The organism is Rhizobium indicum (assembly GCF_005862305.2).
GTDB classification, from domain to species: domain Bacteria; phylum Pseudomonadota; class Alphaproteobacteria; order Rhizobiales; family Rhizobiaceae; genus Rhizobium; species Rhizobium indicum.
In genome coordinates, this window is the sequence record NZ_CP054021.1 from 861,230 (window position 1) to 883,717 (window position 22,488).

Genomic DNA, 22,488 nt, shown 5'->3' on the forward strand with positions numbered 1-22,488 from the left:
AGAGGAACATGCGATGAGCACACCGACCGATCCGGCCGTCCGCTACAGCGATACGCCCGAGATCGAGCGTCCGCTTGGGCGCTCCATCATGCGCGGGCTGATGAACCGCTGCCCGGCCTGCGGCAACGGCAAGCTCTTTCGCGCCTTCCTGAAGCCGGTCGATCATTGCGCCGCTTGCGGCGAGGCGATGCATCACCAACGCGCCGACGACCTGCCGCCCTATATCGTCATCCTCGTCCTCGGCCACGTCGTGGTCGGCGGCTATATGCTGACCGACCTGACTTTCGTGCTACCGGTCTGGGTGCATCTCGCCATCTGGGCGCCGATCACCGTCATCACCGCGCTTGCCTCGATCCAGCCGATCAAGGGCGGGGTCATCGGCCTGCAATGGGCGCTGCGCATGCACGGCTTCGGTGGCGAGAGTGACGGTCCGGACGATTATGACATCCCCGGCCGGCCGAATTAGCGCCTTCACCTTCCAGACATATTTAACGTGTAGTGCCAGCCCTCCACCGACCACCACCCAAATGCGGGAGCCGACGATCCTCAAGACCTGACATGGTAAGCATTTCTTGCCCGAACGGGCTTTACATTCCGCAGATGGTCACTCACATCGGAAATACTGCGAAGCGGCATCCGTCACCTGGATTTGGCACGTCCGTGTCTATCTATCTGACGGGATCGGTCGATTCGTTCGCGCACCTCTCTAAGGATGGATAAATGTCTCAGCCGAGAACCGGCACACCGGGCGATGTCGAAGAAATCCATTGGCCTTCTCTGGTGGCAGCCATCTCGTCCATCTCAGCCGTTGGCATAGCAATCGGCCTCGGTCTGCCCCTCCTCAGCATCATCCTCGAAAAACGCGGTATCTCGTCCACCCTGATCGGGCTCAACACGGCGATGGCCGGGGTCGCGGCGATGGCCGCCGCACCGATCACCACCAAGCTCGCCCATAAATACGGCGTTGCGCCGACGATGATCTGGGCTGTGCTGATTTCGGCGCTGAGCGCGCTCGGTTTCTATTACGCCCAGGATTTCTGGATGTGGTTTCCGCTGCGTTTCGCCTTCCACGGCGCGACGACGACGCTGTTCATCCTCTCCGAATTCTGGATCAACGCCGCTTCGCCGCCTTCCAAGCGCGGCTTCGTACTCGGCATCTATGCGACGGTGCTTTCCCTTGGCTTCGCGGCCGGACCGCTGCTGTTTTCGATCCTCGGCAGCGACGGTATCTTCCCCTTCCTGATCGGCGCCGGCGCCATCCTGCTTGCCGCCATCCCGATCTACATCGCCCGCGACGAAAGCCCGGTGCTCGAGGAAAAACCGGAGCTGCATTTCATGCGCTACGTTTTCCTGGTGCCGACTGCGACGGCGGCGGTCTTCATCTTCGGCGCGGTCGAAGCCGGTGGGCTGTCGCTTTTTCCGATCTTTGCCGTGCGCGCCCATTTCACCGAATCGCAGGCAGCACTTCTGCTCACCATGATGGGCGTCGGCAACGTCATCTTTCAGATCCCGCTCGGCCTGCTTTCCGACCGCATCGCCGACAAGCGGCCGCTTCTGGCCGGCATGGCGCTGATGGGCTTCATCGGCTCGATGATGTTGCCGCTGTTGCTCGACAACTGGCTGCTGATGGCCGGGCTCCTGCTTTTCTGGGGCGGCTGCGTCTCAGGCCTCTATACGGTCGGCCTCAGCCATCTCGGCTCGCGGCTGACGGGCTCCGATCTTGCTGCGGCCAATGCTGCCTTTGTCTTCTGTTATGCGATGGGAACCGTGGCCGGGCCGCAGGCGATCGGCGCAGCGATCGATGTCGCTGGAAATAACGGTTTTGCCTGGGCGATTGCGGCTTTCTTCGGTCTTTACGCCCTACTTTCCGGCATCAGACTGATGTTCATTCGAAAACGGGCTTGACTTTTCGGGCGGGATTCGTAGTTTCGCGCCAGGATTTGCCGTGGAGCCCATCCGGCTTCCACGGCTTTCATTTTCTTAGAGGCAGGACGACCATGGCCAAGGCTACAACAATCAAGATCAAGCTGCTGTCGACGGCTGACACCGGTTTCTTCTACGTCACCACGAAGAACAGCCGCACGATGACGGACAAGATGACGAAGACGAAGTACGACCCGGTTGCGAAGAAGCATGTCGAGTTCAAGGAAACCAAGATCAAGTAATCACTTGGCCTGACGGATTTCAAAAAAGCGCGCGCCTTCGGGTTGCGCGTTTTTTATTGCCCGGATTAATCGTCTTTAAAAAATGATAGCGCAAACAGACAAAACGCCGCCCTTCCATCTTCGGGAAGTGGCGGCGTTTTCGTGAAAGGGGGTCGGCCAGCATGCAAAACGGCACGAGGAACCGCTATAACTTGCCTACTAGCCGACCGACCCCACGACCCAGGAGATGCGGCGGACCTGAGCATCATGGGGTATCGACAACTCCTCAACGGGAGCGCTTCTCTTATGAGCGATAATTTGCGCAAAAATGAAAGAAAATCAACAAATTCTTAATGATGAATTTTCTCATCTTGATTCTATGGTTAAAAGTCCAGATTTGGGACATACAAAGATTTGTCGCCTCTGCTTTGGATCGAAGCGTAGCGCCTGCTCTTTCCAAGAAATTCGACAATATACCTTAATAACTTACGCCACCCTTCCCCTTACGTGAGGTGACGCCGCCGCAATCTATTTGACCCCGTCGGCGATAGGCATTTTTTATAGTCTTCATTTCATATTGAGCTACGGCCTGCCGCTATCAAGACTATCGCGCGGCAACACATCCGCGGCAACGCGGCGAGTCCAATTTTGGGCTATTGGGCTGCAATTTTTTCGCCCCGCAGTGCACAGGCGGAGATTAAAAATCGGTAACAATTCGCTTACCGCAGTGGAAAACCCGCAAATGGCGCCTAATGGCGGAAAATGATTCGTCACGCGGCCGCGGCGACCACGCGGTTGCGGCCGGTATTCTTTGCCTCGTAAAGGGCCAGATCCGCCTGTTTCATCAGTTGGTCCGGGGTCAGCACCGACGTAATGCGCGAGGCGATGCCGAAGGAAGCAGTGACGTTCAGTGCTTCCCCGGCGTGTTTCAGCATGAAGGGAGCGTTTTCGATCGCCGCACGAAGGCGCTCGGCGACGGCGGCGGCAATTTCCGGCGAGGTGTCGGGCATCACGACGACGAATTCTTCACCACCGTAGCGGCAGGCGAGATCGGCGCCGCGGATGGTCGAACGGACGCGATTTGAAAATTCCCGCAGCACTTCGTCGCCGCCATCATGGCCGTAGGTGTCGTTCACGTGCTTGAAGCGGTCGATATCGGTGATCAGCACCGAAAGCGGCCGGCCCCGCGCCATCGAACGGTTGAAGAGCACGTTCAGGTGGTTGTCGAGATAGCGCCGGTTATAAAGGCCGGTCAGCGCATCGGTCACGGCAAGCTCGATCGTCTGCTTGACGCTGGCGCGCAGCCGGTCGTTGTAACGCTTACGGCGGATCTGCGTCAGGCTGCGGGCAACCAGTTCGTTGGGATCGACCGGGCGGATGATGTAGTCGTTGACGCCGAGATCCAGCGCGCGCACGACCATTTCGTCAGCGCCCTGCTCGGTGATAATCAGGATCGGCAGAAAGCGGGTGCGCTCCAGCGAACGCAGCTGCGAGCAGAGGCGAAGCGGATCGTAATCGTCGAAGTTGGCGTTAACGATGACGAGATCGAACGCGCTTTCGGCCGCCTCGAAGAGGGCGGCCTGCGGATCGGAAAGGGCAAGCACGTCGGCGACGGGCTTCAGCGCCTTGATGATGCGCTCCTGCGAATTGGCGCGGCCGTCAACGAGCAACACTTGTGCGGTTTCGTCGGCGCGGCCCTCGCCTGCCCGTGTGAGGTCGTCAATGCCCATCGTATGGGCGGTGTCGGCGCGGATGCGCAGCTCATCGCTCAACGTCTTCAGCCGCAGCAGGCTCTTCACCCGGGAGATCAGTTGCAGATCGTTGACCGGCTTGGTGAGAAAATCGTCAGCGCCGGCCTTCAGGCCGCGCACCCGATCGGTCGGCTGGTCGAGCGCGGTGACCATGACGACTGGAATATGGGCGGTCTTCTGGCTGGCCTTCAGCCGCTCGCAGACCTCGAAACCGTCTATGCCGGGCATCATGATGTCGAGCAGGATGAGATCGACCTGGTTGCGCTCGCAGATCGCCAGTGCCGTGTAGCCGTCGGCTGCGGTCATCACGTCGAAATACTCCGCAAGCAGCCGCGCTTCGAGCAGCTTCACGTTGGCCGGAATATCGTCAACCACCAGTATTCGCGCAGTCATCAGCGTCTTTCCGATGCGTCAGGCATCGCCCAGATAGGTCTTGATCGTCTCGATGAATTTCGGAACCGAGATCGGCTTGGAAACATAGGCCTCGCAGCCGCCCTGGCGGATCCGCTCCTCGTCGCCCTTCATCGCGAAAGCCGTAACGGCGATGACGGGAATCACGTGCAACTCGTCGTCTTCCTTCAGCCATTTCGTGACTTCGAGGCCGGAGACTTCGGGAAGCTGAATATCCATCAGGATGAGGTCGGGGCGATGCTTGCGCGCCAGATCGAGCGCCTCCATACCGTTTCTGGTCTGGATCGTCGTATAACCGGACGCCTCGATGAGGTCGCGAAAGAGCTTCATGTTGAGCTCGTTATCTTCTACAATCATCACCTGTTTGGGCATGACAAGCTGTCCCTACGTCCGTTCGCGCAGCGGTTCGTCCCATGAGAAAGGCACATGCGGACAAATAGCTCGTGAAACCGATAGCGCACGCTACCGGTATTTGGTTGAAGAAAAGGTAACTTACCCAGCGAAATGCAAAGCAACTTCAAGACTTCGAAACAACAGGCCGCCGACCCGCACGAGACAGCGATCGCCGTGCTCGGCTGGCTTGCCGACGATCCCGACATGTTCGGCCGCTTTCTTTCCCTGACGGGTGTAGCGCCCGGCCAGGTGCGCAACGCCGTCAACGATCCCGGATTCCTCGCCGGCCTGATGGATTTCCTGATGAACCACGAACCGACGGCGATGGCCTTCTGCGCGGCGAGCGGGATCAGCCCGGAGACGGTGACCGCCGCCTGGCGGCATTTCTCGTCACCGGGCCTCGATTCCGGAGAATACTGACCGTGACCTCCGGGGAATTCGACATCTCGCATATCCGCCTCGGCGAACGGCCGTTGATCGTCTGCGACGTCGACGACGTCGTGCTGCAGTTCATCGGTCCCTTCCAGCTTTTCCTTCAGAGCCAGGGCCACGCGTTTCTGCCGCGATCGTTCCGGCTTCACGGCAACATCGTCTCGCAAGCGGACGGCGTGGAGATCGAGGATCAAGAGGTCAGCCGGCTGATCGAGGAATTCTTCGAGGCCCAAGAGCTGTGGCAGACGCCGCTCGACCGCGTGGTCGAAACGCTCGACCGACTTTCGGAAGAGGCCGATGTGCTTTTCCTGACAGCCATGCAGCCGCGGTTCCAGGACCAGCGCCGACGCCTGCTGGACAGGATGGGCCTCGTCTTTCCGCTGCTTGCCACCGAACAACCCAAGGGGCCGATCGTTCACGCATTGCATGCCAGCCGCTCCCTTCCCGTCGTCTTCATTGATGATATGGCGCGCAATCTGCATTCCGTTAGGGATCACGTCGCCGATTGCCTGCTGATTCACCTGATGCCGAACTCGCCCGTCCATCGTTTCGCACCGGCGGTTGCCGACGAGATCACCCGCGCCACCGACTGGACGCATGCGGCCGAGCTGATCGAGGCGCATTTTCTTTCCGGCACCTTCACGCACGCAGTTCCAGCCGCATGAGCGGCCGGCCGTCCTTGCGCCGTGCTATCGTCTCGAAACCGGCGGCATCGAAGATCGCCGTCGAGCCGATGCAGAGCGTCACGGATTTCGACTGCTTCACATGATCGATCGGACAGGCTTCGAGCAGCCGCGCTCCCTGGCGCCGCGCATGGTCGATCGCGCCGGCGAGCAGACGGTGGCTCATTCCCTTGCCGCGCAGTTTGGGCAGCAGGAAGAAGCAACTGACGGCCCAGATGGATGGATCATGCGCATCGCTCTCCTCCAGCGGCCGCGAGACGGTGCGCGGCGAATTGAACTGCGACACGTCGTGGCGCGGCCCGACCTGCACCCAGGCGACCGGCGCGCCGTCGGCATAACAGAGGATGCCAGGCGGCGGACCCGCCTTGATCCGCTCCCGCATATGCGCCTTGCGCTCGTTGGCCGCCATCTTGGTCCTCACCGCATGTGGCAGGCGCAACGCGACGCACCAGCAGTTATAGAAGCCACCCTGTGGCCCGAACACGATTTCGAAGTCATCCCAGCGTTCTGGCGTTACCGGCTCGAAACGAAGATCGTTATCCAAAGGCAAAGCTTCCACCCTATCTTGTGACTCGGAAGCTTAAGGCGTAACCTCACAATGTTCAATCTTTGTTCCCATGATGACGCCCACGCCTGACAAGACACCCGGCTTCTGTCGCGACTGCCTTGCCGAGCAGAAGGGCGAGGCGCGCCGTTGCGTTTCCTGCGGCAGCCCGCGCCTCGTGCGCCATCGCGAACTCTACGCGCTGACGCTCGCCCATATCGACTGCGACGCCTTCTACGCAGCCGTCGAGAAACGCGACAATCCCGAGCTTGCCGACAAGCCTGTCATTATCGGCGGCGGCAAACGCGGCGTCGTCTCCACCGCCTGCTATATCGCCCGTATCCATGGCGTGCGGTCGGCCATGCCGATGTTCAAGGCGCTGGAGGCATGCCCTCAAGCGATCGTCATCCGCCCCGACATGGAGAAATATGTCCGGGTCGGACGGCAGGTGCGCGCCATGATGCAGGATCTGACGCCGCTGGTGCAGCCGCTGTCGATCGACGAGGCCTTCCTGGAGCTCGGCGGCACCGAGAGGCTGCATCACGATCCGCCGGCGCGCACGCTCGCCAAATTCGCCCGTCGCATCGAAAGGGAGATCGGCATCACCGTTTCGGTCGGGCTTTCCTATTGCAAATTTCTCGCCAAGGTCGCCTCCGATCTGCAGAAGCCGCGCGGCTTTTCGGTCATCGGCCGCGAGGAAGCGGTCGAATTCCTGGCACCGCGTCCCGTCACCACGATCTGGGGCGTCGGCAAGGCCTTTGCGGCGACGCTGGAGGCGGACGGTATCCGCACCATCAGCCAGTTGCAGCAGATGGAAGAAAACGACCTGATGCGCCGCTACGGCAGCATCGGCCAGCGGCTCGCACGGCTGTCGCGCGGCATCGACGACCGCGAAGTGCATCTCAATGATGCGGCCAAAAGCGTTTCGTCCGAGACGACCTTCTTCGACGACATCTCGCGTTACGACGATCTGGTGCCGATCCTGCGCAACCTCTCCGAAAAGGTCTCCTGGCGGCTGAAGAAAAACGGCATTGCCGGCCAGACCGTCGTCCTGAAGATGAAGACCGCCGATTTCAAATCGCGCACCCGCAACCGCAAGCTCGAAGACCCGACCCAGCTTGCCGACAGGATCTTCCGCACCGGGCTCGAGCTTCTCGAAAAGGAAACGGACGGCACGAAATTCCGCTTGCTTGGCATCGGCGTCACCGATCTCGGCGATGCCGGTCGCGCCGATCCGCCCGATCTCATCGACCAGCAATCAGGGCGGCGAGCGGCTGCCGAAGCGGCGATGGACAAGCTGCGCGACAAGTTCGGCAAGAAGACGGTCGAGACCGGCTACACCTTCGGCAGCAAGCGCGATCACTAAGGCGTGAAACCTGCGGGTGATCCAGCCTATAAAATCTTCGTTAAACTTCGTCCCATAATGTGCCGGGCAAGTATTGCGTATGGTTGGGTATCATGTTCTCGCGTCTCGTCTTCGGCCTCGGCTTGCTGTCGGCCACCGCACTCGTGCACCCCGCTCTTGCCGCGGATGCGCGCACACTGCAGATCATCGTCTCGAAGGACAAGCAGTCGCTTGCGGTCTATGATGGCACCGAGGTCGTCGCGACCTCGAAGGTCTCGACCGGCAAGGACGGCCACACGACGCCGAGCGGCATCTTTTCTGTGCTGGAAAAGCAGAAATACCACGAATCCAATCTCTATTCCAACGCCCCGATGCCGTTCATGCAAAGGCTGACATGGTCAGGCATCGCGCTCCATGAATCGAATTCGGTGCCGCGTTATCCGGCCTCGCATGGCTGCGTGCGTATGCCCGGCGCCTTCGCAAAAATGCTCTATGGGATGACCGACCGCGGTGTCCCCGTCATTATCAGCGACGGTGAACTGGCGCCGCAGCCGATCGAGCATCCGACGCTTTTCCATCCGGATGCACCGGCGATGCCGCTGCTTTCGGATGTCGAACTGCGGCCCTCCATGCCCGACAGCCCCGAGAAGCCTGTGCAGGTGGCGATGAACGACACGGCCGCGATGCCGATGCCGGCAGCGCTGCCGATTGCAGCGCCCGAACCCGAGCCGCCATCTGAGCCGATCAGCATGCTCGTTACGCGCCGGACGCTTCGCGAGACGGTGATCGACATCCAGACCCTCCTCAACCAGCTCGGCTTTTCCGCCGGCAATCCGGACGGCTTCCTCGGTCCGTCGACCGTGCAGGCGATCAAGGCTTTCAGGACATTGCGGCCGGCGGAATTCGCCGCCGACAGGAGCCTGGTCTCCGACACACTCCTCAGGGAAGTCTATGCCGCGGCCGGCAAGGGCGAGCCGCCGAACGGCGTCATCATGGTGCGGCAGGCCTTCAAGCCCCTCTTCGAAGCGCCGGTGACGATCGCCGATCCGGGACTGGCGCTTGGCACGCATTTCCTCACGTTGCATGCCGTCGATGCAAAGGCCGGCACAGCGGACTGGCTCGGTATCACGCTCGAGAACAATCTCTCCCGCGAGACGATGAAGCGGCTTGGCATCACCAATCAGGAAAGCTCGATCATCACAGGCAAGCCGATCGCCCGTTCGCTCAGCCGGATTACCATCCCCGATGAGACCCGCCGCAAGATCGACGCCCTCATCGCGCCGGGCTCGACGCTGACGATCTCCGATACCGGCCTCGGCCGGGAGACCGGCGAAGGCACGGATTTCATCACAATCACCCGCGGGTGATCAGACAAGCTCGACGTCGACGACGCCCGGGGCGGCGCGAAGGGCGGCGGCAATCTCCGGCGTGATGCGGTATTTCTCCGACAGCGCCACTTCCACTTCGCGTTTGCCATCCTCCTTGATGACGATGAAGGAAACCAGGCCATCGCCCTTGGCGTTCAAATGGCCGGCAACCATTCTCAGCGGTCCTGAATCGCGGACATAGACGCGCAGCGCCTTCTGCATCTGCAGCGACTTTTCCTCCAGCGACTGGATCGTCTGGATGCGCAGCCCGATGCCCTCCGGCCGCTCCTCGCCCGTCGCGGTCAGCACGAAAGATTTTCCCGATTCGAGCACATCGCGATACTGGTTCAGCATTTCCGAAAACAGCACTGCTTCGAACTGGCCTGAAGAATCCGAAAAGACGATGATGCCCATCTTGTTGCCGGTGCGGGTCTTGCGCTCCTGCTTCGAGATGACGGTGCCGGCAAGGCGCGCATTGGCCGCGCCCTGTTTGATGGCGGCGGAAAACTCGGCAAAGGTTTGCACCCGCATCTTCTGCAGGATGTGGTTGTAGGAATCGAGCGGGTGGGCTGTCAGATAAAAGCCCAGCACTTGGAATTCCTTGAGCAGCCGCTCGGAGGGGAGCCAGGGCGAGAACGGCGGCAGGGAGATCTTCTCAGGCCCCGACGTCAGCGTGCTGCCGAAAATGTCTGACTGGCCGCTCAGCTTGTTCTCTTGGGCGCGCTGGGCATAACCGAGAACACGGTCGAGGCCGGCTGCCAGCTGGGCGCGGTCCATGTCGAAACAATCGAAGGCACCGGCATAGATCAGGCTTTCGAGCACGCGACGATTGACCTGACGCGGATCGATGCGCAGGCAGAAATCCTCGACACTGGCAAAGGGCTTGTCGCCACGCACCTCGACGATATGGTCGACGGCGGATTCGCCAACGCCCTTGAGTGCGGCGAGCGCGTAATAGATGCGGTTGTCGCCGGTCTCGAAAGGGCGGAAGGAGGTCTGCACCGAGGGTGCGATCACCTCGATGCCGAGGCGCTTGGCATCCTGGCGGAAATCATTGACCTTTTCGGTGTTGGACATGTCGAGCGTCATCGAGGCAGCGAGGAATTCGACCGGATAATGCGCCTTCATGTAGGCCGTCTGGTAAGAGACGATGGCATAGGCGGCGGCATGCGACTTGTTGAAGCCGTAATTGGCGAACTTCGCCAGCAGTTCGAAGATATTGTCGGCCTGCGGCTTCGATACGCCATTCTTGACGGCGCCAACGACGAAGCGTTCGCGCTGCTGGTCCATCTCAGCCTTGATCTTCTTACCCATGGCGCGACGCAGAAGGTCGGCTTCCCCCAGCGAATAGCCTGATAGTACCTGGGCGATCTGCATCACCTGTTCCTGATAGACGATGACGCCCTGGGTTTCCTTGAGCAGGTGGTCGATCATCGGATGGATCGATTCCAGCTCTTCGTCGCCGTGCTTGCGGGCATTGTAGGTCGGGATGTTCTCCATCGGGCCGGGACGATAGAGCGCCACCAGCGCGATGATGTCCTCGATGCAGTCCGGCTTCATGCCGATCAGCGCCTTGCGCATGCCGGCACTTTCCACCTGGAACACGCCGACCGTCTCGCCGCGCGACAGCATCTCGTAGGTCTTCTTGTCGTCGAGAGGAATGGCTGCGAGATCGACCTTGATACCGAGCTTGGCGACGAAATCGACCGCGACCTTCAGCACGGTCAGCGTCTTCAGGCCGAGGAAGTCGAATTTGACCAAGCCCGCCTGCTCGACCCATTTCATGTTGAACTGGGTGACCGGCATATCGGAGCGCGGATCGCGATACATCGGCACCAGCTTGGAAAGCGGCCGGTCGCCGATGACGATACCGGCGGCATGGGTCGAGGCGTGGCGGTAAAGCCCCTCGATCTTCTGGGCGATATCGAGCAGCCGCGCGACAACCGGTTCCTTTGCCGCCTCCTCCTGCAGCTTCGGCTCCTCCTCGATCGCCTTGGACAGCGGCGTCGGATTGGCGGGATTGTTCGGCACGAGTTTGCAAATCTTGTCGACCTGGCCATAGGGCATCTCAAGCACACGGCCGACGTCGCGAAGGGCGGCGCGTGCCTGCAGCGAACCGAAAGTGATGATCTGCGCCACCTGCTCGCGACCATACTTGGCCTGGACATAGCGGATCACCTCTTCGCGGCGGTCCTGGCAGAAGTCGATGTCGAAGTCCGGCATCGAGACGCGTTCCGGATTGAGGAAGCGCTCGAAGAGCAGCGAAAAACGCAAGGGATCGACATCGGTGATCGTCAAGGCATAGGCGACCAGCGAACCGGCGCCCGAACCACGGCCGGGACCGACCGGAATGTCATGCTGCTTGGCCCATTTGATGAAGTCGGCAACGATCAGGAAGTAGCCGGGGAAACGCATGCGCTCGATGACGCTGAGCTCGAAATCAAGCCGTTCGCGATAATCCTTTTCCTCGTAACCCGGCGACATGCCGAGCGTTGCAAGCCGCATGTCCAGCCCTTCGACCGCCTGGCGGCGCAGCTCGCTCGCCTCGGCGCGTTCGGCCTCCTCGGCATCATCGGTCGCACCGGTGAAGCGTGGCAGGATCGGCTTTCGCGTCTTCAGCACGAAGGAGCAGCGCGTGGCGATCTCGATCGTATTTTCCAGCGCTTCCGGCAGGTCGGCGAAGAGCTTGACCATCTCGGCCCGGCTCTTCAGATAGTGATCCGGCGTCAGGCGAAAGCGGCTGTCATCGGAGACGATGGCGTTGTGCGCGACCGCCATCAGCGCATCATGGGCGTCGTAATCGTCGCGTGTCGGAAAGAAAGCCTCATTGGTCGCAACCAGCGGTAGGTCGTGGGCATAGGCGAGCCCGATAATCTTCTGTTCGTGCCGCTTGTCGTAGGTGCCGTGCCGCTGCAGCTCGACATAAAGCCTGTCGCCGAAGAGACGCTTCAGCGTGAGCAGCCGGACTTCCGCCTGAGCGGGATGGCCTTCCTTGATCGCCACGTCGACCGGCCCGGTCAAGGCGCCGCTCAATGCGATCAGCCCTTCCGTGCCCGCCTCCTCCAGCCAGGAGGCGCTGATATGAACGGCCTGGTTGCTCTCGCCGCCGAGATAGGCCCGACTGACGAGATCGACCAGCCTTTCATAACCGGCATCCGTCGCGGCGAGAAGAACGATCGACGGCAGCTTGACCAGTGCCTGCTGGCCGCCGCGCTTCTCCGTTTCCAACCCATCTTCCATGTCGATCGAGACCTGGCAGCCGATGATCGGCTGCAGGCCGTCTTCCATCGCCTTCTGCGAGAATTCGAGGGCGACGAACAGATTGTTGGTGTCGGTAATCGCAATCGCCGGCTGACTGTCGCCGGTCGCCTTGTAGAGGATCTTCTTCAGTGGCAGGGCGCCCTCGAGAAGCGAATAGGCGGAATGGACCCTCAGGTGGATGAAGCCTGGCGTGCCGCCGGTCGCCTCACCCGTTGAACCCTTTGCCGTATCCGCCATGATATGCCTTTCCAATCACCCGAATGAATCGGACGCATTGTCGGCATAGAGGGCGATGATGTCCAGAAGAAGTCCCGCGTCCGGACCGCATGATTACCATACGGTCCCCTGAAAACTTTAGAGCGCCATGACGATGAGCGAGAAGCTTGCAACGAACATTGCGATGGAGGTGAATGCTGCGATATCACGGATCATGTCAGTCATCGGGCTCTCCTTTACTCGTTATGTTTTCAATTTGTTCCATGTATGTTCCGTTGTCAACAGGAATCTTTTCCTCCTTTCTTGTGTTTGAAAATCCCAGGAAATAGGCGACGAATCGGCTAAAGGGCCGGCGCTCGATGTGATCGGCAGCAGCCTTGCCCTTTCCCGATCCGCCGCAGATTGGTCATGGTACTCAGGCGGCAGACCTCCTCAGGGCGACTCTTTATTTCCGGCATATGTTCTTTTTTTGTTCTTTACATGCCGCGGCATATTTGCCAGCATCGGGCCGAGAGGAGAATGACATGGTCGATATTGCGATGCTGAACGAATTCGTCGTGGAGGCGAAGGCTGCGACCTATGTCGGCGGCGGCGTGGCGCGCGTGCCCTGCCGGCCGGGTGCCCACGATATCGGTTTCGAACGCGGCGACTGGCGCTATCTCGACAGCTATTTCGGCGGGACCGATTTCGCCGGACAGGAAGTGGTGTGGCTTGCCGACGAGCCCGTCTGGGCGATGAATTATTTCGGCTGCATCATTGCGCCTGAGCTTATCGACGGCGCAGCAGCGGGAACGGTGATCAAGACGGCACTTTCTGCGATGTATCGCGAGGGCCGGTTTCTTGGCGGGATGGAATTCGACCATCCGTTCGGCCGCTATATCGACAGCAGCGAAGGCGGCTGCGAGCGGTTCAGCGGCCACGAATGCATCATGGTCGATGGCCAGAAGGCCTATGTGCTCGACTATCGCGGCGGGCTGGTCATCCCCTGATCGTGGCCCGCTGCACCTTCCCCGCTCGCGGGGCGAAGGGACATGCCGCACCGGCTTTCTCTAACCTCGACGCTGCGTTTGGCACGTTCCCTCGCCCCGCTTTTACGGGGGTCCGAAGGACAGGGCGAGACGAGTGGCTCGACCCCGGTAGGTTAGGGTGAGGAGCAGCCATCGGCGTTAACCGGACAGCCATGGACCGCGGTCTCAGAAATCGACGATCTTGCCATCGGAGATCGTCACGCGCCGATCCATGCGGCGGGCGAGCTCGTGATTATGGGTGGCGATGAGGGCAGCAAGGCCGGATTGGCGCACCAGCGCTTCCAGCGCGTCGAAGACGTAGCTTGCCGTTTCGGGGTCGAGATTGCCGGTCGGCTCGTCGGCAAGAAGCAGGGTCGGCGCATTGGCGACGGCGCGAGCAATCGCAACGCGCTGCTGCTCGCCGCCGGAAAGCTCGCCGGGGCGATGCGAGCCACGGTGGCCGATGCGCATATAATCGAGAAGCTGGCCGGCCCGCTCTCCGGCTTCCTTCCAGGAAAGCCCGGCGATCAGCTGCGGCATCATGATATTTTCGAGCGCCGAGAATTCCGGCAGCAGGTGGTGGAACTGATAGACGAAGCCGATTTCGCTGCGGCGGATGGCGGTGCGTTTCTCGTCGCTCAGACCGTCACAGGCATGGCCGTTGATGTTGACTTCACCGCCGTCCGGATGCTCCAGCAGGCCTGCGACATGCAGCAGTGTCGACTTGCCGGTGCCGGAAGGAGCGACGAGAGCGACAATCTCCCCCTTCGATATGGAAAAATCCGCGCCCTTCAGGATCGAGAGCAGCGTACCGCCCTGCCCGTAATGGCGCTCGACGCCGGTAAGCTGGAGAACGACGTTGCGTTTCATGAAGGCGGCATTCCTTATTCGTAGCGCAGGGCCTGCACCGGATCGAGCCTGGAGGCACGCCAGGCCGGGAAGATGGTCGCGATGAAGGAGAGCGTCAGCGCCATGACGACGATCGAGATCGTTTCACTCAGATCCATCTCGGCCGGCAGCTGGCTGAGGAAATAGACTTGCGGATTGAACAGTACGGTGCCTGAAATCCACGAGAAGAACTGGCGGACGGATTCGATGTTGACGCAGACGAGAACGCCGAGCAGAACGCCGGCAATGGTGCCGACGATGCCGATCGCCGCCCCGGTCATGAAGAAGATGCGCATGATCGCGCCGGCGCTGGCGCCCATGGTGCGCAGGATGGCGATATCGCTGCCCTTGTCCTTCACCAGCATGATGAGGCCGGAGATGATGTTCAGCGCCGCGACAAGCACGATCAGAGTCAGGATCATGAACATGACGTTGCGCTCGACCTGAAGCGCCGAGAAGAAGGTCTGGTTGCGCTGGCGCCAGTCGGTGATGGCGATCTGGCGGCCGGCCGCTTCCTCCACCTTGGGCCTTAGATCGTCGATATCGTCGGGGTTGTCGACGAAGAGCTCGATCGACTGCACCAGTCCCTCGGCATTGAAATAGAGCTGCGCTTCCTCGAGCGGCATGAAGATGATCGAGGAGTCATATTCCGACATGCCGATCTCGAAGAGACCGGAAATCTTGTAGGATTTGATGCGAGGGCTGACACCCATCGGCGTAATGTCGCCATCCGGTGACGTCAGCGTAATGAGATCGCCAACGCGCAGACCGAGTTGGTCGGCCATGCGGGTGCCGATCAGCACGCCGTCGCCGGAGGCATACCCCACCATATCGCCGGATTTGATGTTGTCGGAGACCGTTTTGAGCTTGATCAGATCCTCGGCGCGGGCGCCGCGCACCAGAGCGCCGGTGCTGCCGCCGGCCTGGGCTGAGGCGAGCACCTGCCCTTCCACGAGCGGTAGCGCCATCTTGACGCCAGGTACGGCGGCGAGCTTGCTGCTGAGGACCGGATAATCGGTGAAGGGGCCGTCGACCGGCTGAACGATCATGTGGCCGTTGATGCCGAGGATGCGCGAGACGAGCTCGGTGCGGAAGCCGTTCATGACGGCCATGACGATGATCAGCGTCGCAACGCCGAGCATGATGCCGACAAAGGAGAAGCCGGCGATGACCGATATGAAGGCTTCCTTGCGGCGGGCGCGCAGATAACGCCACGCCACGAGGCGTTCAAAGGTGGAAAATGGCTTGCCAGCCGGACCCAAGCCGGATTTCGAACTCCGGTCCACTGCTGCTTCTGCCATTTCGCCTCCGTTTCCTTAAGCCACGAACCGATTAATCGCCGCTTCGATGGTCATCGTTTCGCGGGCGCCGGTCTTGCGGTCCTTCACTTCCACTTCGCCGTTTGCGACCGCGCGCGGGCCGGCGATGATCTGGACGGGTACACCGATCAGGTCGGCGGTCGCGAATTTCGTGCCGGCCCGGTCGTCGGTATCGTCATAGAGCACATCCTTGCCGGCCTTGCTAAGCGCGGCATAGATCAACTCGCAGGTATCGTCACAGGCCTGATCGCCCGCCTTCATGTTGATCACAACGATATCGAAGGGTGCGACCGATGCCGGCCAGATGATTCCGTTATCATCATGCGATGCTTCGATGATGGCGGGAACAAGGCGTGTCGGGCCGATACCGTAGGAACCCATATGAACGAAGTGTTCCTTGCCATCAGGTCCCTGCACTTTTGCGCCCATCGGCTCGGAATATTTCGTGCCGAAATAGAAGATGTGGCCGACCTCGATGCCGCGCGCCGACAGGCGGTCGCCTTCGGGAACGGCGTTGAAAGCCGCCTCGTCGTGCATTTCCGAGGTTGCCGCATAGAGCGAGGTCCATTTGTCGAAGATCGCCTGTAGGCCCTCGACGCTGTCGAAATCGGTGTGTTCGCCAGGAATATCGAAATCGACGAAATCCTTGTGGCAGAAGACTTCGGATTCGCCGGTATCGGCGAGGATGATGAATTCATGGCTGAGCTTGCCGCCGATCGGGCCGGTGTCGGCGCGCATCGGGATGGCGCGCAGGCCGAGCCGGTCGAAGGTTCTGAGATAGGCGGCGAACATCTTGTTATAGGAATGCTCCGCCCCCTCGCGCGTCAGATCGAAGGAATAGGCATCCTTCATCATGAATTCACGCGAGCGCATGGTGCCGAAGCGCGGACGGATCTCATCACGGAACTTCAGCTGGATATGATAGAGATTGAGCGGCAGATCCTTGTAGGACTTGACGGAGGAGCGGAAAATATCCGTCACCATCTCTTCGTTGGTGGGGCCGTAGAGCATCGGCCGATCCTGACGGTCCTTGATGCGCAGCATCTCCTTGCCGTAGGCGTCGTAGCGGCCGCTTTCCTGCCAGAGTTCGGCCGATTGCAGGGTCGGCATCGACAGCTCGATGGCACCGGCGCGGTTCTGCTCGTCGCGGATAATGGCGTTGACTTTGTCGAGCACACGCTTGCCGAGCGGCAACCAGGAATAAATGCCCTGCGACTGCTGGCGGATCATGCCGGCGCGCAGCATCAGCCGGTGGGAGACGATTTCCGCCTCCTTGGGGTTTTCCTTAAGGATGGGCATGAAATAGCGGGACAGACGCATGGCGGATTCCGGAGCAGTTGAGATCCCGCAGCAGGCGGAATCGAAAGACCATTGTTAATGTCGGGAGCGTTCATAGCCGCTTCGCGGCAGGAAGGAAACCCGCAACGGATGCCGGCAACCTCCCGGAAGCGCATGTTCGCACCCGCAAAATGAAAGGGCATGAAAAAGCGCGTGTTTATAAGGACTTGAACGAAAATCTTGTCAACAGAAAAATTTTGCTAGAGTGTAGCAAAAATGCAAAAAAAGCTGATGACAAAGCCCAATGTTTGAGCTAGTTTTAGCTCACAAAACAGGCAGGAAGTTAAATTCTTGCCGAATTCGCGGTCAAGTCTTGGGAGGATCAGATCTTAGGCGCGCTCGTCGCAGCCCCGGCAACGGTTACAGATCACGCGATACTTAAAACAAGGCTTTTAGCCTTGTTTTTTTTTGGCTTTTCGGCCTCCATCCCATCCAAAAACCCGGCCGACTTCCGTTAGGGGATGGCCTTCATTCCGTTACGAGAGCTCTTTGCCCCAACAGTATGACGCTGGTATGACGAAATTCGCTTTCAATAGGTTTACATCTGCTCAAAGTTTGAGCAAAAGCCATCCCTAATAGAAACTGGGGCCAAGTTGCGGCAGGGCGTCGAAGCCCCAGCCGAAATAGGTGTCGCAGACATACCAGAGGCCGTAGACCAGGGCTGAAATCAGCGTCGTCAGCGAAAACACGAAAGCGGCCCGAAACCGGGTGGGCGCGCTTGGAACAGTGCCGAGCACGACGTCGTTGTCGTCCGCCTGGGTGCGCAGGCCGATCGGCAGGACGGCAAAAAGCGTCATCCACCAGATGATGAAATAGACGGCAAATCCCTGAAGAAAGATCTGGAGCATATGGTTCCCGTTGGTGTCGCGCTGCTGCATTCCTTAAATCGGAATCGATTTAAGGAATGCAGCAATTTAAATTGTTACAGCGTCCTTTGCGCGTCTTAGAAGACACGCGGCGCTGTAATATCGCGTCCTTATACGGTGGAATGGCGACCAACTCAAAGAGGACGAAAGGTTTAGCCGTCTTCGGGTCACTCTGCCGCAGCAGGACTATCACTCTGCCGCAGGGCTCAGGCCTGTTCGAGTTCGATCAGCGTGCCGAAGAAATCCTTGGGATGCAGAAAGAGCACCGGCTTGCCATGTGCGCCGATCTTCGGCTGGCCATCGCCGAGCACTCTTGCGCCCGCCTCTACCAGCCGGTCTCGGGCGAGAAGGATATTGTCCACCTCATAGCAGATGTGGTGCATGCCACCGGACGGGTTCTTTTCGAGGAAGGCTGCGATCGGCGAAGTATCGCCGAGCGGTTGCAGCAATTCGACCTTGGTGTTCGGCAATTCGACGAAGACGACGGTGACGCCGTGTTCCGGCAGAGCCTGCGGCTGCGATACGGCAGCGCCCAGCGTATCGCGATAGGCCGCCGTCGCCGCGGCCAGATCGGGCACGGCGATGGCGATATGGTTGACCCGGCCGAGCATGGTCAGACCTTGGTGACGAAGGCGGTGACAACGGGCTTCTTGCCCCAGGCTTGGTTCGCAGCCGAGCGAATGGCCCGGCGCACGGCCTCCTGCAGCATGTCGATATCCTTGCGGCGGGCGCGCGGAATGCTCTCGATGGCGCTGATCGCGGCGTCGAAGAGCGTGTCTTCCATCTCATCGCCCTCGTCGTCATAGACCGGCAGGCCGATCGAAACGAGATCGGGATCGCCGACGATGTCATAGCGGGCGTCGAGCAAGACGTTGACTGCGACATGGCCGACATAGGAGAGCTTCTTGCGCTCGCCGATACCCATCTCGTCGAAATCGCCGATCAGCGAGCCGTCCTTATAGATGCGGCCATGCGGCGCCTCGCCGATCACCTCTACGGGACCCGGCGCCAGCCGCAGGATATCGCCGTTGCGCACCCGCGGCACCAGTGCGATGCCGGATTGCTCGGCAAGTTCCTTATGCGCCGTCAGATGTGTTGCCTCGCCATGCACCGGCACGACGATCTTCGGCCGTGTCCACTCATACATCCGCTGCAACTCGTTGCGGCGCGGATGGCCGGAAACGTGGACCAATGCCTCGGTATCCGTGATGATGTGCACACCCTGCTCGACGAGGCCGTTCTTGATGTCCTGGATCGCCTTCTCGTTGCCGGGAATGGCGCGCGAGGAAAAGACGACGATATCGCCTGCCGTAAACGCCACATTGCGCATCTCATCGCGCGAGAGTTTGGCAAGGGCTGCCCGCGCCTCGCCCTGGCTGCCGGTCAGGATGACGACGACCTTGTCGCGCGGGATATAGCCGTATTCGTCCTCGGAGATGAAGGGCTTCACACCTTCCATCAGGCCGATGTCCTGGGCAACGTTCACGACGCGCTTCAGCGAACTGCCGAGCAGCAGCACTTCGCGGCCTGCCGCCTCTGCAGCCTCGGCAACAGTACGGATGCGCCCGACATTCGACGAGAAGGTGGTGATCGCCACCCGGCCCTCGGCATTCTCGATGATCTTACGCAGGCTTTCGGACACATCCTTCTCGGAGGGCGAAACACCGTCGCGCAGCGCATTGGTGGAATCGCACATCAGCGCCAGCACGCCCTCGTCGCCGAGTTGGCGGAAACGTGTCTCGTCGGTCAGGGGCCCGAGCGAAGGCTCGTGGTCGATCTTCCAGTCGCCTGTATGGATGACATTGCCGACCGGCGTGCGGATCATCAGCGACATCGGCTCGGGGATCGAATGGTTGACGGCGACACCTTCGATGCTGAACGGGCCGACATTGATCGTATCGCCGGCCTTGAACGGCGTCACCGGCACTTCGCCGATCGTCGCCTTCTCGAAATTGCGCTTGGCTTCGAGCAGACCTGCGGTAAAACCAGAGGCATAGACCGGCACGTTGAGGCCGGGCCAGAGATCGGCGAGCGCACCATAATGGTCTTCATGCGCATGGGTGATGATGATCGCCTTGAGGTTCTTTCGTTCGCTGGCGAGGAAGCGGATATCCGGCAGTACGAGGTCGACGCCCGGCAGGTCAGGCCCGGGAAAAGTGACGCCACAATCGACCATGATCCACTGGCGATGCTCGGGCGGGCCGTAGCCGTAGAGAGCGAGATTCATGCCAATCTCACCGACACCGCCCAGAGGCAGGAATACCAGTTCGTCCTGTTTCGCCATAATTTTCGTTTTTTCCGCTATCCAAAAAACACATCACCGGCAGCAATGGGCATTATCCTGCCAGCGCCGGTATCGAGCATCAACAAGCCATTATCATCAATTCCGGCGAATTGTCCGGAAATCGATCGGTCCGGCAAATTGACCGTAATCTTTTCGCCGATGCCGCAGGCGATGGCGCGCCAGAGCGTCGTGATCTCGCCGACGCCACGGCCCTGGTCCCATATTTCAAGCACTTCCGCCGTGGCGGCGAAGAGATGCGCGAAAAGTTCCTCCGGCGACGCCGCACTTCCCTGCTGACGCAGGCAGGTAACGGGGTAGAGCGGATTGTCGGGCATTATCGAGATATTGATGCCGATGCCGACGATCAGCGCGTAACGGCCGTCCGGCAGCCCCTCGCCTTCGACGAGAATGCCGCAGGTCTTCTTTCGGCCGATGAGGATATCGTTCGGCCATTTGACCTCGAGCGGTTCGGCGCCCAGTGGCAACATCCTGCGGATCGCCTGGTGCACGGCAACGGCGATTGCCAGCGGCAGCGAGCCCAGCCGCTCCATCGGCGCCGGGTCGATCAGGAGAAGGGAAGCGTAGAGATTGCCGCGCTCGGAAACCCAGAGCCTGCCGCGGCGGCCGCGACCGCCCGTCTGCCTCTCGGCGGTCACCCAGAGATTACCGCCATCGCCCGCCCGAGCCCGGGCGAGGCATTCGCTGTTGGTGGACGATGTTTCCGACAGAGCCTCGTGCCTGAAATCGCCGAGCGATATCCGGCGCCGTCCGTCGGAAGCCATCAAAAGAGCGTCGCAGCAGCTAGCTCTGCCGCACCGCCGATCGGGCCGCCGATGAGGACATAGGCGGTGACGAAGAGACCGGAGAGACCGAAGACCAGACGCAGAGAACCGGAGACACGGGCGAATTCGCCGGTCGCCTCATCGAACCACATCAGCTTGATGACACGCAGATAATAGTAAGCGCCGACGACCGAGGCGAGAACGCCGATGATGGCGAGCGCATAGAGCTTGGCCTCGATGGCGGCAACGAAGACGAAGTACTTCGCGAAGAAGCCGGCGAGCGGCGGGATGCCGGCGAGCGAGAACATCAGCGCCGTCAGCACCACGGCCATGAACGGGTTGGTTGTGGAGAGGCCGGCGAGATCGTCGACATTCTCGACGACGGTGCCGTCCTTGCGGCGCATCGACATGATGATCGCAAAGGTGCCGAGCGTCATGACCATGTAGATGACCATATAAAGCATGACGCCGGTGACGCCGGTCTGGTTGCCGGCGGCAAGGCCGACCAGCGCATAACCCATGTGGCCGATAGAGGAATAGGCCATCAGTCGCTTGATGTTCTTCTGGCCGATCGCGGCAAACGAACCGAGCAGCATCGAGGCGATCGAGATGAAGACGACGACCTGCTGCCAGTCCGCCAGAACCGGCTGGAAGGCGGTAATGACGATGCGGGTCATCATCGCCATGGCAGCAACCTTGGGTGCTGCGGCAAGGAAGGCGGTCACCGGCGTCGGCGCGCCCTCGTAAACATCCGGCGTCCACATATGGAAGGGAACAGCGGAGATCTTGAAGGCGATGCCGGCGAGGATGAAGACCAGGCCGAAGATCAAGCCGAGCGAACGCGCACCCTCAACGGACAGCGCCTGGGCGATTTCGGAGAAGTGGGTGTGGCCGGTGAAGCCGTAGACCAGCGACATGCCGTAGAGCAGCATGCCGGAGGAAAGCGCGCCGAGGACGAAATATTTCAGGCCGGCTTCGGTCGACTTCAGGCTGTCGCGGTTGATCGCGGCGACGACATAGAGCGCCAGCGACTGCAGTTCCAGCGCCAGATAGAGCGAGATCAGGTCATTGGCCGAAATCATCAGCAGGATGCCGAGGGTCGCAAGTACCAGGAGAACCGGGAACTCGAACTTGTCGAGCTGATTTTCGCGGGCGTGGCCAATCGACATGAACATGGCGACCAGCGAACCAATGAGCGCCACCAGCTTCATGAAGCGCGAGAAGCCGTCGGCCATGTAGACGCCGCCATAGGCAAGGCCTTCTGCGGGCACGAAGAGCAGCCACAGGCCGGAGGCCAGGAGCAGGACGATGGCCAAGCCGGTGACGACAAGGCCCGACCGCTCGCCTGAGAAGACGCCGACCATCAACAGGACAAGGGCGCCGACCGCGAGGATGAGCTCCGGCGCGGAAAGATGCAGACTGAGGAGAATTGTTTCAGCGGTCATGTCCAATAAGTC

Annotated in this window: 20 protein-coding genes; 8 read left to right on the forward strand and 12 right to left on the reverse strand. The window is 60.5% G+C overall.

The window, feature by feature from the left end:
• Nucleotides 1-13: 13 nt before the first annotated feature.
• From FFM53_RS04265 to rpmG, 3 genes are all read left to right on the forward strand, one after another.
• Nucleotides 14-466 (forward strand): DUF983 domain-containing protein, encoded by a 453-nt coding sequence (locus FFM53_RS04265; protein ID WP_138387542.1) that lies wholly within the window; start codon nt 14-16, stop codon nt 464-466.
• Nucleotides 467-720: 254 nt separating this feature from the next.
• Nucleotides 721-1,905, forward strand: coding sequence for an MFS transporter (locus tag FFM53_RS04270; protein ID WP_029872828.1), 1,185 nt, complete (start codon nt 721-723; stop codon nt 1,903-1,905).
• A gap of 92 nt (nt 1,906-1,997) precedes the next feature.
• Nucleotides 1,998-2,165, forward strand: a complete 168-nt coding sequence (gene rpmG / locus FFM53_RS04275) for a 50S ribosomal protein L33 (RefSeq protein WP_003547442.1) — start codon at nt 1,998-2,000, stop codon at nt 2,163-2,165.
• A 749-nt stretch (nt 2,166-2,914) separates the two neighbouring features.
• Here rpmG and FFM53_RS04280 read toward each other — a convergent pair.
• Together FFM53_RS04280 and FFM53_RS04285 are read right to left on the reverse strand one after the other, a co-directional pair.
• Entirely contained in the window at nt 2,915-4,288 is a 1,374-nt protein-coding gene (locus FFM53_RS04280) for a PleD family two-component system response regulator (protein WP_138328236.1), read from the reverse strand.
• Nucleotides 4,289-4,306: 18 nt separating this feature from the next.
• Nucleotides 4,307-4,678, reverse strand: a complete 372-nt coding sequence (locus FFM53_RS04285; RefSeq protein ID WP_003547430.1) for a response regulator — start codon at nt 4,676-4,678, stop codon at nt 4,307-4,309.
• Between the two features lie 132 nt (nt 4,679-4,810).
• On the opposite strand from FFM53_RS04285, the gene FFM53_RS04290 reads away from it, so the two are divergent.
• Together FFM53_RS04290 and FFM53_RS04295 are read left to right on the forward strand one after the other, a co-directional pair.
• Entirely contained in the window at nt 4,811-5,119 is a 309-nt protein-coding gene (locus FFM53_RS04290; protein ID WP_138387543.1) for a DUF3572 domain-containing protein, read from the forward strand.
• Between the two features lie 2 nt (nt 5,120-5,121).
• Nucleotides 5,122-5,796 carry a hypothetical protein gene (locus FFM53_RS04295; RefSeq protein ID WP_138328238.1) on the forward strand — a complete coding sequence of 225 codons (675 nt, stop codon included), beginning with the start codon at nt 5,122-5,124 and terminating at the stop codon, nt 5,794-5,796.
• Here FFM53_RS04295 and FFM53_RS04300 read toward each other — a convergent pair.
• A complete protein-coding gene (locus tag FFM53_RS04300; RefSeq protein WP_138328239.1) occupies nt 5,771-6,358 on the reverse strand; it encodes a GNAT family N-acetyltransferase in 588 nt (195 codons plus the stop codon). The genes FFM53_RS04295 and FFM53_RS04300 overlap by 26 nt on opposite strands.
• Before the next feature lie 76 nt (nt 6,359-6,434).
• On the opposite strand from FFM53_RS04300, the gene FFM53_RS04305 reads away from it, so the two are divergent.
• Together FFM53_RS04305 and FFM53_RS04310 are read left to right on the forward strand one after the other, a co-directional pair.
• Entirely contained in the window at nt 6,435-7,724 is a 1,290-nt protein-coding gene (locus FFM53_RS04305) for a DNA polymerase IV (RefSeq protein ID WP_138388014.1), read from the forward strand.
• Between the two features lie 92 nt (nt 7,725-7,816).
• Nucleotides 7,817-9,070, forward strand: coding sequence for a L,D-transpeptidase family protein (locus FFM53_RS04310; RefSeq protein WP_138387544.1), 1,254 nt, complete (start codon nt 7,817-7,819; stop codon nt 9,068-9,070).
• On the opposite strand, the gene dnaE is transcribed toward FFM53_RS04310, so the two are convergent.
• A complete protein-coding gene (gene dnaE / locus FFM53_RS04315; RefSeq protein WP_138387545.1) occupies nt 9,071-12,568 on the reverse strand; it encodes a DNA polymerase III subunit alpha in 3,498 nt (1,165 codons plus the stop codon).
• Between the two features lie 503 nt (nt 12,569-13,071).
• Here dnaE and FFM53_RS04320 point away from each other — a divergent pair.
• Nucleotides 13,072-13,536 carry a DUF5680 domain-containing protein gene (locus FFM53_RS04320; protein ID WP_138328242.1) on the forward strand — a complete coding sequence of 155 codons (465 nt, stop codon included), beginning with the start codon at nt 13,072-13,074 and terminating at the stop codon, nt 13,534-13,536.
• A gap of 204 nt (nt 13,537-13,740) precedes the next feature.
• On the opposite strand, the gene FFM53_RS04325 is transcribed toward FFM53_RS04320, so the two are convergent.
• The 8 genes from FFM53_RS04325 to nuoN form a co-directional block, all read right to left on the reverse strand.
• Nucleotides 13,741-14,424 (reverse strand): ABC transporter ATP-binding protein, encoded by a 684-nt coding sequence (locus FFM53_RS04325; protein WP_025394108.1) that lies wholly within the window; start codon nt 14,422-14,424, stop codon nt 13,741-13,743.
• 14 nt (nt 14,425-14,438) lie between these two features.
• Entirely contained in the window at nt 14,439-15,743 is a 1,305-nt protein-coding gene (locus FFM53_RS04330; RefSeq protein WP_138387546.1) for a lipoprotein-releasing ABC transporter permease subunit, read from the reverse strand.
• 15 nt (nt 15,744-15,758) lie between these two features.
• Entirely contained in the window at nt 15,759-17,081 is a 1,323-nt protein-coding gene (gene proS, locus FFM53_RS04335) for a proline--tRNA ligase (protein ID WP_064649067.1), read from the reverse strand.
• Nucleotides 17,082-17,671: 590 nt separating this feature from the next.
• On the reverse strand, nt 17,672-17,947 hold the full coding sequence (locus FFM53_RS04340; protein WP_003547401.1) for a DUF1467 family protein: 276 nt from the start codon (nt 17,945-17,947) through the stop codon (nt 17,672-17,674).
• Nucleotides 17,948-18,171: 224 nt separating this feature from the next.
• Nucleotides 18,172-18,576, reverse strand: a complete 405-nt coding sequence (gene mce, locus FFM53_RS04345) for a methylmalonyl-CoA epimerase (RefSeq protein WP_138387547.1) — start codon at nt 18,574-18,576, stop codon at nt 18,172-18,174.
• Nucleotides 18,577-18,578: 2 nt separating this feature from the next.
• The gene (locus tag FFM53_RS04350; RefSeq protein ID WP_138387548.1) at nt 18,579-20,249 is read right to left on the reverse strand and encodes a ribonuclease J; all 1,671 of its coding nucleotides are present in this window, start codon (nt 20,247-20,249) and stop codon (nt 18,579-18,581) included.
• A gap of 17 nt (nt 20,250-20,266) precedes the next feature.
• Nucleotides 20,267-21,031, reverse strand: coding sequence for a biotin--[acetyl-CoA-carboxylase] ligase (locus tag FFM53_RS04355; protein ID WP_138387549.1), 765 nt, complete (start codon nt 21,029-21,031; stop codon nt 20,267-20,269).
• Nucleotides 21,031-22,476, reverse strand: coding sequence for an NADH-quinone oxidoreductase subunit NuoN (nuoN, locus tag FFM53_RS04360; RefSeq protein WP_138387550.1), 1,446 nt, complete (start codon nt 22,474-22,476; stop codon nt 21,031-21,033). The genes FFM53_RS04355 and nuoN overlap by 1 nt, the downstream gene beginning before the upstream one ends.
• Between the last annotated feature and the right edge of the window lie 12 nt (nt 22,477-22,488).